General features: G+C 64.7%; 11 protein-coding genes. All 11 read left to right on the plus strand.

Annotated features, from left to right (window positions below):
• The first annotated feature begins 34 nt into the window (after positions 1-34).
• The 11 genes from dapB (at position 35) to H290_RS0113655 (ending at position 11,729) form a co-directional block, all read left to right on the plus strand.
• Entirely contained in the window at positions 35-787 is a 753-nt protein-coding gene (gene dapB, locus H290_RS0113605; RefSeq protein WP_020107361.1) for a 4-hydroxy-tetrahydrodipicolinate reductase, read from the plus strand.
• Between the two features lie 14 nt (positions 788-801).
• Positions 802-1,281: a hypothetical protein gene (locus H290_RS0113610; RefSeq protein ID WP_051122034.1), complete on the plus strand. Its 480-nt coding sequence runs from the start codon at positions 802-804 to the stop codon at positions 1,279-1,281.
• Between the two features lie 13 nt (positions 1,282-1,294).
• Positions 1,295-1,750, plus strand: a complete 456-nt coding sequence (locus H290_RS0113615; RefSeq protein WP_028463161.1) for a flavodoxin family protein — start codon at positions 1,295-1,297, stop codon at positions 1,748-1,750.
• Between the two features lie 103 nt (positions 1,751-1,853).
• On the plus strand, positions 1,854-2,654 hold the full coding sequence (locus H290_RS0113620) for a thymidylate synthase (RefSeq protein WP_028463162.1): 801 nt from the start codon (positions 1,854-1,856) through the stop codon (positions 2,652-2,654).
• A gap of 6 nt (positions 2,655-2,660) precedes the next feature.
• A complete protein-coding gene (locus H290_RS0113625; RefSeq protein ID WP_020107365.1) occupies positions 2,661-3,161 on the plus strand; it encodes a dihydrofolate reductase in 501 nt (166 codons plus the stop codon).
• The gene (locus H290_RS0113630) at positions 3,161-4,396 is read left to right on the plus strand and encodes a winged helix-turn-helix domain-containing protein (RefSeq protein ID WP_020107366.1); all 1,236 of its coding nucleotides are present in this window, start codon (positions 3,161-3,163) and stop codon (positions 4,394-4,396) included. Before H290_RS0113625 ends, H290_RS0113630 begins: the two co-directional genes overlap by 1 nt.
• An 81-nt stretch (positions 4,397-4,477) precedes the next feature.
• Positions 4,478-5,230 carry an FAD-dependent thymidylate synthase gene (thyX, locus tag H290_RS0113635; protein WP_020107367.1) on the plus strand — a complete coding sequence of 251 codons (753 nt, stop codon included), beginning with the start codon at positions 4,478-4,480 and terminating at the stop codon, positions 5,228-5,230.
• 70 nt (positions 5,231-5,300) lie between these two features.
• The gene (gene dapA, locus H290_RS0113640; protein WP_020107368.1) at positions 5,301-6,206 is read left to right on the plus strand and encodes a 4-hydroxy-tetrahydrodipicolinate synthase; all 906 of its coding nucleotides are present in this window, start codon (positions 5,301-5,303) and stop codon (positions 6,204-6,206) included.
• Entirely contained in the window at positions 6,203-8,188 is a 1,986-nt protein-coding gene (locus H290_RS0113645) for an RNase J family beta-CASP ribonuclease (protein ID WP_020107369.1), read from the plus strand. Before dapA ends, H290_RS0113645 begins: the two co-directional genes overlap by 4 nt.
• Before the next feature lie 44 nt (positions 8,189-8,232).
• Complete coding sequence (locus tag H290_RS0113650) at positions 8,233-8,853, plus strand: TIGR03085 family metal-binding protein (RefSeq protein ID WP_020107370.1); 621 nt, start codon at positions 8,233-8,235, stop codon at positions 8,851-8,853.
• Between the two features lie 83 nt (positions 8,854-8,936).
• The gene (locus H290_RS0113655; protein WP_081631578.1) at positions 8,937-11,729 is read left to right on the plus strand and encodes a DNA translocase FtsK; all 2,793 of its coding nucleotides are present in this window, start codon (positions 8,937-8,939) and stop codon (positions 11,727-11,729) included.
• The last annotated feature ends 78 nt before the right edge of the window (positions 11,730-11,807 follow it).

Consider the following 11,807-nt stretch of genomic DNA (forward strand, 5'->3'; position numbering starts at 1 on the left):
GAGGCGCGACATCGAGCTGACTAGACTCGACCGGGTGACTGACCAGATCAAAGTAGGTGTACTCGGTTCCGGCGGCAAGGTCGGCCAGGCAATCGTCGAGGGCGTCGAGGCCGCGGCCGATCTCGACTTTCGCGCAGGCGTCGACAAAGACGACCCGTTGTCGCGATTCGTCGAGACCTCGACCTCTGTGGTGGTGGACTTCACCCACCCAGACGTGGTCATGGACAACCTGAAGTTCTTGATCGAGAACGGGATTCACGCGGTTGTCGGCACGACGGGCTTCGACGATGCCCGCCTCGACACCGTCCGTGGCTGGCTCTCCGCCAACCCCGGCGTCGGTGTCCTGATCGCACCGAACTTTGCCATCGGCGCGGTGCTGAGCATGCGATTCGCTCAGCAGGCTGCACGTTTCTTCGATTCGGTCGAGGTGATCGAACTCCACCACCCGCACAAGGCGGACGCCCCGTCGGGTACTGCCTACCGGACCGCGCGGCTCATCGCCGAGGCGCGCGCGGAAGCGGGGGTCCCGGTCAGCCCGGATGCCACCACGACCGAGCTCGACGGTGCTCGCGGTGCCGATGTGGAAGGTGTGCGGGTGCATTCGGTACGCCTCGCCGGCCTGGTCGCTCATCAGGAGGTCCTGTTCGGGACACAGGGTGAAACGTTGACGATCCGGCACGACTCGATCGATCGCACCTCCTTCGTTCCCGGTGTGCTGCTCGGTGTCCGGGAGATCGCTGGTCGTCCGGGGCTCACCGTGGGCCTCGACGAGTTGATGGATCTGTGAACGGGACCGAAGTCGTGAGCGAGAACGAGAAACAGAAGGACGCCCGGCCGATAGTCATCGGGATCGGTGTACTCGTCCTGGTGCTCTTCTTCTACTTCTTCCTGTTGGGTGCTCGTGCCATCGATCTGATGACCAGTGGCGACGTGGTCGGGATTGTTCTGGGTATCGGAGTTCTGATCCTGCCGGTGCTGGGTGTCTGGATGGTGGTGGGCGCGCTGCGTTCCGGCATCGCTCATCAGCGCCTGGCCCGCCGGATGCGTGAAGAGGGCAAGGAACTCGACATATCGGCGCTGCCCAAGCGGCCGTCGGGGCGTATCGAACGTGACGCTGCCGACGAGTTGTTCGCGCAAGTCAAGGCAGAGTGGGAAGCCGACCCCACCAACTGGCGCTCGACGTACCGCATCGCCCGCGCTTACGACTACGCCGGCGACCGAGGGCGAGCCCGCGAAATGATGAAACGTGCTGTGGCGCAGGAGAAAGAAGCCGAGTCCTAGGTAGGGAGTGTCGATGTCGCGATTGTTGATCGTTCACCACACTCCGTCGCCGTATTGCCAGGCGATGTTCGAGGCAGTGGTGTCCGGCGCGACAGACCCCGAGATCGAGGGGGTGGAGGTGGTGCGGCGCGCGGCACTGTCGGTCTCCGCCACCGACTTCCTCGAGGCCGACGGATACCTACTCGGAACGCCGGCCAACCTCGGCTATATCAGTGGTGCACTCAAGCATGCGTTCGACGGTGCGTACTACCAAATCTTGGACTCCACCCAGGGACGCCCATTCGGCCTGTACCTGCACGGCAACGAGGGCACAGAGGGTGCCGAACGCGCCGTCGATCGGATCACCACTGGCCTGGGCTGGGCCAAAACCGCCGAATACGTTGTGGTGGCGGGGAAACCGAGCAAAACCGATCTCGAATCCTGCTGGGAACTGGGCGCGACGATCGCTGCCCAGTTGATGGAGGGGTGATCCGTGGAGACGCTCAGTGGTCCGCGTTGTGCTGCGATATCGCAGGAGCTGATCGGTGCCCTTGACCTCGGCGCCCTCTAGACTTGGTCCCGTGACGGACGCAGTGAAGATTCCGACCCCTTACGAGGACCTGCTGCGGCTGGTCCTTGACAGCGGGACACCGAAGGCCGACCGCACGGGCACCGGCACCAGGAGCCTGTTCGGGCACCAGCTGCGCTATGACCTGTCCGAAGGTTTCCCGCTGATCACCACCAAGCGGGTCCATCTGAAGTCGATCGTCTACGAGTTGCTGTGGTTCCTGCGCGGTGACTCGAACGTGCGGTGGCTGCAAGAGCACGGTGTCACCATCTGGGACGAATGGGCGGACGCCCAGGGTGAACTCGGACCCGTCTACGGCGTGCAGTGGCGCAGCTGGCCGACCCCGTCGGGCGAGCACATCGATCAGATCAGTGCGGCGCTCGACATGCTCCGGACGAATCCCGACTCGCGCCGCAACATCGTCTCGGCCTGGAACGTCGGAGAAATCCCGCAGATGGCACTCCCGCCGTGCCACGCGTTCTTCCAGTTCTATGTGGCCGACGGCAAACTGTCCTGCCAGCTCTATCAGCGCAGTGCCGACCTGTTCCTCGGAGTTCCGTTCAACATCGCGTCGTACGCGCTGCTGACCCACATGATGGCCGCGCAGGCCGGCCTCGAGGTCGGAGAGTTCGTCTGGACCGGCGGAGACTGCCATATCTACGACAACCACATCGAACAGGTCACCAGGCAACTCGGCCGCGACCCGTACCCGTACCCGACGCTGGCGCTGGCGAAGCGGGATTCGATCTTCGACTACGAGTTCGACGACATCGAGGTGGTCGACTACAAGTACCACCCGGGAATCAAAGCGCCGGTGGCGGTTTAGCGGCAGATGACCATCGCACTCATCTGGGCGCAGTCCGCCGACGGTGTGATCGGCCGCGGCGGCGACATGCCGTGGCAACTGTCCGAAGACCAGAAGTATTTTCGTCAGGTCACCGGCAGACATCCGGTGGTCATGGGCCGCCGCACCTGGGATTCGCTGCCACCACGATTTCGGCCCTTGCCCGGTCGCGAGAATCTGGTGATCACCCGCACACGTGACTGGCTCGGCGACGGTGCGCGCAGCTTTCCGGACGTCGCGTCGGCGATCTCGGCCGGCCACCAACTCGATGACACCGTCTTCGTGATGGGTGGTGGCGAAATCTACCGCGCTGCACTCGATCTGGCGGACATCGCCTACGTCACCGAAATCGATGTCGAGGTGCCGGACGGTGATACCCGGGCTCCTGACCTGGACCCCGAACGGTGGGAGCTTTCGGTTGACGAGCCGTGGCAGGAAGCCGAGAACGGGCTCCGGTACCGGTTCCTGAAGTACACGGTCAGGGCGTAGTGCCGGGCCGGGATCAGCTGTCAGGCGCGCAGGCGCGTCGAATTGCTTTGGCGGCGCAAGGATTCACCGACCGGATACCGGCCGGTGCGGTGAACCGCAAACATCTCAGTCGGGTCCTCGAACGAACCCGTCTGTTGCAGATGGATTCGGTCACCGTGGCGGTCCGCGCCCACTACATGCCGATCTTCAGCCGTCTCGGTGCCTACGATCGCGCCATATTGGAACAGGCTGCCTGGGAACCGGGGCCGCGTCGACCGACCCTGCTGGCCGAATACTGGGCGCACGAGGCCGCGCTGGTGCCGATCGAACACTGGCCGCTGTTTCGATGGCGGATGGAAGACTTCCGGCACGGCCGTTGGCGCGAAGCCGTGGGCGACCGGAAGGTCACGGCGATGCGCGCTGTCATCCGTGACACGGTTGCCGAGATCGGGCCCAGCACCAGCGGCATGATCGAGGACCACCTCGGCCACGAGAAACGCCCCAAAAAGGGCACGTGGTGGGACCGCAGCCAGGTCAAGTACCTGTGCGAGGTGATGTTTGCCGCCGGTGAACTCTCCGCGACCCGGCGCAACGGATTCACCCGCTACTACGACCTCACCGAGAACGTCCTGGGGGAGTACGCAAGCGTCGAGATCGAGCGTGACGACGCGATCCGCGAGTTGGTGCGCGGCTCGGTGACGGCGCTGGGAGTCGGCACCGAAGCCGACATCCGCGACTACTACCGGCTCAAACCCCAACCCGCGCGCGACGCGCTTGCCGAGCTGATATCGGCAGGGGCGATCGAGCAGGTGCAGGTACAGGGCTGGTCGAAGCCCGCCTACCTGGACCCGGCCGCCCGGATCCCCCGCGCGGTCACCCGGACTGCATTGCTCAGCCCGTTCGACCCGCTGATCTTCTTCCGGCCGCGGACCGAGCGGGTCTTCGACTTCCACTACCGCATCGAGATCTATGTTCCCGAGGCGAAAAGGGTGCACGGCTACTACGTTCTGCCGTACCTGATGGGCGATCAACTGGTGGCCCGCGTCGACCTGAAAATCGACAGGGCCACCGACCGGCTCCTGGTGCCGGGAGCCTTCTGCGAACCGGGAGCAGATCCGTCGGTGGTGGCGCAGTCCCTGGCCGCAGACCTCCACGCGATGGCCGTGTGGCTCGGTGTAGCTCGGGTGGAGGTCGGGGATCGGGGTGATCTGGCCCCGGTTCTGGCCAGGGCCATCGGATCATCCGCTTTCAGGTGAGGAGAGGTGGTCGAGGTCGATCGCATGTCCGCCTCTGCAGTGGTGGACAATCGGGTAGACCGATAGGAAAGAGGATCTGCAGTGTCGGAATTGGTGCCGTTGAAGGTGCAACTGGTGGCGAGGACGTCGTTCGACGCGCCTGCCGATGTGCCGTGGAGCACTGACGTCGACGGCGGCGAAGCGCTCGTCGAGTTCGCGGGCCGGGCCTGCTATCAGAGCTGGGACAAACCCAATCCCCGGACGGCGACCAACGCCGGGTACCTACGGCACATCCTGGAAGTCGGCCATCTGTCGCTGCTCGAACACGCGACCGTGACGTTCTATATCGCGGGAATCTCGCGGTCGTGCACCCACGAATTGATCCGGCATCGCCACTTTTCGTACTCGCAGCTCTCGCAACGCTTTGTGCCCGAACATGATTCGAATGTCGTGCCACCGCCGGCAATCCGTGGCGACGCCGAACTCGAAGCCCTGTTCATCGAGGCCACCGACGCCAGCCGGAAGGCGTACTCCGAGTTGCTGACCGCTTTGGAAGACAAATTCTCCGACGTCCCCAACAACATCCTGCGACGCAAACAGGCGCGCCAGGCCGCGCGCGCAGTACTGCCGAACGCCACCGAGACCAAGATCGTCGTCACCGGCAACTACCGCGCCTGGCGCCATTTCATCGGGATGCGCGCGACCGAACATGCCGATGTCGAGATCCGGCAACTGGCCATCGAATGCCTGCGTCAGCTCACCGATGTCGCGCCAACGGTTTTCGGAGACTTCGAGATCGGGACCCTGCTGGACGGCACCGAAGTGGCCACGTCGCCGTTCGTTCTGGAGGGCTGAATAGCCGCGGCGCCGACATCGGCGCCACGGGATTAAGCGAGAGGCCCTGGCTCCGGTAACCTTAACCACCATGATCACCGGTGCGACGCAACCACAGAGCTTCCCCTTCGGGACTGTCAGTGTTGCGATGGTTACCCCGTTCACCGCTGACGGATCGCTGGACCTCGATCGAGCCGCCGAACTTGCCGACCGGCTTGTCTCTGGTGGCTGCGATGGTCTGGTTGTCTCCGGCACCACAGGCGAGTCGCCCACCACCTCACCCGCCGAGAAACTCGAGCTTCTTCGGGTGGTCCTGGACGCGGTCGGCGACCGCGCCCGGATCGTGCAGGGTGCCGGCAGCTACGACACCCGCGAAAGTGTCTGGTTTGCCAAGGAGGCGGCAGCGGCCGGCGCGCATGGGCTGCTGGTGGTGACCCCTTACTACTCGCGACCGCCGCAGGCCGGTCTGCTGGCGCACTTCACCGCCATCGCCGACGCCACGGACCTCCCGGTGCTGCTCTACGACATCCCGCCGCGGTCGGTGATCCCGATCGAGCACCGCACCCTGCTGGAGTTGTCGCGCCACCCGAACATCCTGGGTGTCAAAGACGCCAAGGGTGATCTGAACTCGGCGGCGTCGCTGATGGCCGACACCGGCCTCCAGTACCTCTCCGGTGAAGATGCCCTGAACCTGCCCTGGCTGTCGATCGGTGCCGTCGGTTTTGTCAGTGTCATCGGTCACCTGGTCCCGGATCGACTGCGCGACATGCTCGATGCCGTCAACAAGGGCGATCTCGTCCGGGCCCGTGAACTGAACATATCGATGATCCCGCTCGTCAACGCGATGGGCCGTCTCGGCGGTGTCACGATGGTCAAGGCGGCATTGCGGATCCTGGGTCTGGACGTCGGCGACCCACGGCTTCCACAGGTTCCGGCCAACGGGCCACAGATCGAGACGCTGATCGCGGATCTGCGTGCGGCCAAGGTGCTTTCATGACCGCCCCCGATTCCCCGGAGCGTAAGCGCCCCCGGGTGTCCCGCCGCAAAGCCGGGCCACCGGCAGAGCCGAAACCACAAACCAGCCCAGCTGCGGCGGAACCGAAGGCGGACAACATCACCGACTCCAAGACACCTGCGCAGGCGCCAAAAGCGGGCGCACAGAAGCGGTCTCCCCAGAAGAAGACTTCCCAGCAAAAGCCATCCCAGCAGAAGGCTTCCCAGAACCGCCGCGGGGGTCAGCCGCAGTCGGGACAGCGGCGCACCGACGCCCGAGTTGCCGAGAACACCAACAGGCTCGGCACCCCGCCGAAACTCCCGGCCGGCGGCATGCGGATCGTTGCGCTGGGTGGAATCGGCGAAATCGGCCGGAACATGACCGTTTTCGAATACGACGGCCGTCTGCTGGTCGTCGACTGCGGTGTCCTGTTCCCGGAAGACGCCCAGCCCGGTGTCGACCTGATCCTGCCCGACTTCCGCTACATCGAAGATCGCATCGACGACGTCGAGGCGATCATCCTGACGCACGGACACGAAGATCACATCGGCGCCGTGCCGTTCCTGCTTCGCCTGCGGTCGGACATCCCCGTGATCGGCGCGAAGTTCACGCTTGCGCTGCTCGCGGCCAAGTGCAAAGAACACCGGCTGCGACCGAAGCTGACCGAGGTGTTCGAGGGCGAGTTCACCAAGCACGGGCCGTTCGAGGTCGAATACTTCGCGGTCAACCACTCGATTCCCGACGCACTGGCCGTGGCGATCCGCACCGGTGCCGGCGTGGTTCTGCACACCGGCGACATCAAACTCGACCAGCTGCCGCTCGACGGCCGGCTCACCGACCTCGCCGGTTTCAGCCGTCTCGGTGACGAAGGTGTCGACTTGTTCCTGGTCGACTCGACCAACGCCGAGGTCCCCGGATTCGTCACCCCCGAACGTGAGATCGGTGGCGTCCTCGATCAGGTGATCGGCAAGGCGAAGCAACGTGTGATCGTGGCGTCCTTCGCCAGTCATGTGCACCGGATCCAGCAGGTCGTCGACGTCGCTCATGCCCACGGGCGCCGGGTGACATTTGTCGGACGGTCGATGGTCCGCAACATGCAGATCGCCCAGGAGCTCGGCTACCTGCGTGTGCCCGACGGCGTGGTCGTGGACATGGACACCGCCGCGGCACTGCCCGACAACAAACTTGTGCTGGTCTCGACCGGATCGCAGGGCGAACCGCTCTCGGCGCTGTCCCGGATGGCTCGCGGAGAACACCGGCAGATCAACATCCGCGCCGACGATCTCGTAGTGCTGGCGTCCTCGCTCATCCCGGGCAACGAGAACTCTGTGTTTGCCGTGGTCAACGGTCTCGCACGGCGCGGTGCCACCGTGGTCACACAGCAGAGCGCGAAGGTGCATGTCTCCGGCCACGCCTCGGCGGGCGAGCTGCTGTACCTCTACAACGCAGTCCGCCCGTCGAACGTGATGCCCGTCCACGGCGAATGGCGCCACCTTCGCGCCAACGCCGCACTCGCCGAGGCCACCGGCGTCCCGGCGGATGCCGTGGTCATCGCCGAAGACGGCGTGATCGTCGATCTCATCGACGGACGCGCAGCCATCACCGGACGGGTTCCGGTGGGTTACGTATACGTCGACGGCCTGTCGGTCGGCGATGTCGGTGAGTCGACACTGTCCGAGCGGCTCGTCCTCGGCGAAGGCGGATTCATCGCGATCGCCGTGGTGATCGACGCCGACACCGGTCGCGCCGTCGGCCCACCCGAGGTGTCCGGTCGTGGATTCTCCGACGACACGGGGGCCCTCAAAAATGCTGCGGTCCTGGTTGACCAGTCGCTCGAACAGATGGCCAACGAAGGTGTCACGGACAGCCATCAGATCGCGCAGACCATCCGGCGGGTCGTCGGGCGCTGGGTCGCCGAGAAGTACCGGCGTCGCCCCATGATCATCCCCACGGTCATGACGGTGAGCGAGTTCGGAAACCGCTAGCGCTCTGCGCCACAAGGGTGGTCGGCGCCACATAGGGTGTTGTCATGACGATTGCCCGAGATGAACGTGCAGCACTTGTGACCACCCTCCGTGCCGTCGGTCCCGACGCCCCCACTCTCTGTGAGGGTTGGACGGCCCGGGATCTGACCGCCCACATGATCGTGCGTGAATATCGTCTGGACGCCTCGCCGGGCATCCTGATTTCGGCGTTTGCCGGACACACGAAGTCGGTGCAGGACAAGGCTGCGGAAGCGGACTGGGATTCAATGCTCGCCAAGTTCGCCGCCGGACCGCCGCTGTACTCACCGATGAAGCTGGTCGACCGTTTTGTGAACATCACCGAGTATTTTGTGCACCACGAAGACGTCCGCCGCGCAGCAGGGGCGTGGGAGCCGCGCACCGTCAGTGCCGAAGCGAACAAGGCGATCCTCAGGACTCTGAAGCCGATGGCGAAAAGGGTGATCTCCAAGTCTCCGGCAACTGTTGAATTGGTCACCCCCGACGGCGAGCAGGTGGCCACCGGGGGCACCGGACCATCGGTCCGGGTGGTCGGGGAACCCCTGGAACTGTTGCTGTTCTCGTTCGGACGCGCCCAGACGCGTTTGGATTTCGAAGGCGACGCCGATGCGGTCGCCGCAGTGAAAGCAGCCAAGCGCGGTTTCTAGGACCATCACGAATCCGACACGCAACCTCGTTACAAGTGTTGTAGATGAGGTCTGTGTGACTGTTGCCTACTAAGGTGGCACCCATGGCAACCAAGTCCACTGCTCGCTCTGGCGCGCCCGGTCGCAGTTCTGCGACCGGGAAGAAACCTGCCGCCAAGAAGGCTGCCCCACGCAAGGCTCCGGCGAAGAAGGCCTCGACGTCCGCCAAGAAGCCTGCCGCGAAGAAGACGGCAGCGGCCAAAAAAGCGACCGCCGGAAACCGGGGGTCGAGTAGGGCGGCGACGTCCACCCGCGCCAGGGCTTCGGCGCCGCCGCGGCGTTCAGCACTCAAGGCTGTGGGCAGTGGGGTCGGCGCGGGATGGGGCCTGCTGGCCAAAGGTGTCGGCGCGGTGGCCCGCACGGGCTCGCGTGGCGGCGACCCGCACTACGACGAGAGCATGTACGACGCCGGCGACAGCTGGGACGACCAGTCCACTGCCGACGTCGACTACCAACAGACCCAGGGCCGCGACGGACTCGCACTCCTGCTGATCGCTCTGTCGATCGTCGTCGTGGCGGCAATCTGGTTCGACGCCGGTGGCCCGGTCGGAGTGTTTGTCGACTCGGCGGCCCGTGCGGTCATCGGTACGGTGGCGGTGCTGCTGCCGCTCGTGCTCATCGTCGCCGCGTTTGTGCTCATGCGGCATGCGCCGAATCCGCGCAGTCGTGGCCGCTACATCGGTTCGGCGTTGCTGATCGGGCTGCCGCTGGCAGGTCTGTGGCACATCTTCACCGGTGCTCCGACCGAGATGTCGGAGCGTCAAACTGCCGGTGGTTTCATCGGTTTCGCGGTCGGTGGACCACTCACCGACGGGCTGACCGCATGGATCTCGATACCGATTCTCTTGCTGTGCATCGCATTTGGTCTACTGCTGTTGTCCGGACTGACAGTGCGTGACCTGTTTGCCGTCGTCAGTTCGTACCTCGGCCTCGGCGCCGAACAGGAGTGGGACGAAGAGGGCGAGTACGGCGACGACAACTTCGGCGACGACAACTTCGATGCCGACAATGCGTATGGGGACACGGCCTTCGGGGATCCGTACAACAACTATCCCATCGACGATCCGGCGCCCGCCGCTCGAACCGATGCGCCGAGCCGGCCGGTGCGCCGTCGCACCACGCCGTCGGTGTCCGCGTCGGAGGCATTGACCGAACCGATCATCGATGACAGCGGCGCACCGACCGCGGTGACCGAAGCCCTGCAGACGCCGCCGGCCGGCGCGAAGCCGGTCCGCAAGCGCCCTGTTGCGGCACCGACCCCGCCGCAGGTCTCGGCCGACGACGAAGACGAAGACATGCCGCGGGACGGGATGCTGGTCGACCGCGCCATCGAAGGTGACTACAAACTGCCGCCGGCAAGCCTGCTCATCGAGGGCGACCCACCCAAGCTGGGCAGCGCCGCCAACGACGAGATGATCGACCGTATCTCCGCGGTCCTCGAACAGTTCAAGATCGACGCCGCCGTCACCGGGTTCACCCGGGGGCCGACGGTCACCCGCTACGAGGTCGAACTCGGGCCGGGTGTGAAGGTCGAGAAGATCACCGCGCTGCAGCGCAACATCTCCTACGCCGCAGCGACCGACAACGTCCGCCTGCTGGCCCCGATCCCCGGCAAGTCGGCCGTGGGTATCGAGGTGCCCAACAGTGACCGGGAAATGGTCCGCCTGGCCGACGTGCTGACCGCGGCGTCGACCCGCAAAGACAAACATCCCCTCGTGGTGGGACTGGGTAAGGACATCGAAGGCAACTTCGTGGCCGCGAACCTGGCGAAAATGCCTCACCTGCTGGTCGCCGGCTCCACCGGTTCCGGTAAGTCGAGCTTCGTGAACTCGATGCTGGTCTCGCTGCTGACGCGTGCCACCCCGCAAGAGGTCAGGATGATCCTGATCGACCCCAAGATGGTGGAACTCACGCCGTACGAAGGAATTCCGCACCTCATCACGCCGATCATCACCCAGCCGAAGAAAGCTGCCTCCGCGCTGGCCTGGCTGGTGGAGGAGATGGAACAGCGGTACCAGGACATGAAGGCGTCCCGCGTGCGTCACATCGACGACTTCAACAGCAAGGTCAAGTCGGGGGAGATCACCACCCCGCTCGGGTCCGAGCGTGTCTACAAGCCGTACCCCTACATTCTCGCGATCGTCGACGAGCTCGCCGACCTGATGATGACGGCGCCTCGCGAGGTCGAGGAATCGATTGTCCGGATCACCCAGAAGGCGCGCGCCGCAGGTATCCATCTGGTCCTGGCCACCCAGCGTCCGTCGGTTGACGTGGTCACCGGTCTGATCAAGACGAACGTGCCCTCTCGACTGGCATTCGCGACGTCGTCGCTGACCGACTCGCGAGTCATCCTCGACCAGCCCGGTGCCGAGAAACTGATCGGTATGGGCGACGGATTGTTCCTGCCGATGGGTGCCGGCAAACCCATCCGCATGCAGGGCGCCTTCATCACGGACGAAGAGATCCAGGCCGTGGTGGACTTTGCGAAGGTCCAGAGTGAACCCGACTACACCGAGGGTGTCACTGCACAGAAGGTCGCGGACAAGAAGGACATCGACAGCGACATCGGCAACGACCTCGACGATCTGCTGCAGGCCATCGAGCTCGTGGTGTCGAGCCAATTCGGTTCGACGTCCATGCTCCAGCGCAAGCTCCGAGTCGGATTCGCCAAGGCCGGACGCCTGATGGACCTCATGGAGAACCGCGGAGTCGTCGGGCCATCGGAGGGGTCGAAAGCCCGTGAGGTGCTCGTCAAACCCGAGGACCTCGCCGGCGTCATCTACTCGATCACCGGCGGTGGCGGCGAGGAAGCAGACGGCGACGCCGAGGACTTCTGAGGTCTGCCGGATCCCGGGCCGACGGTTGGTAACCCGGTGTTCATTGTGATTGGGTAAAGTAGTCTTTACCTTTTACCC

It is taken from the genome of Nocardia sp. 348MFTsu5.1, from assembly GCF_000383535.1.
Classification (GTDB): Bacteria; Actinomycetota; Actinomycetes; order Mycobacteriales; family Mycobacteriaceae; genus Williamsia; species Williamsia faeni.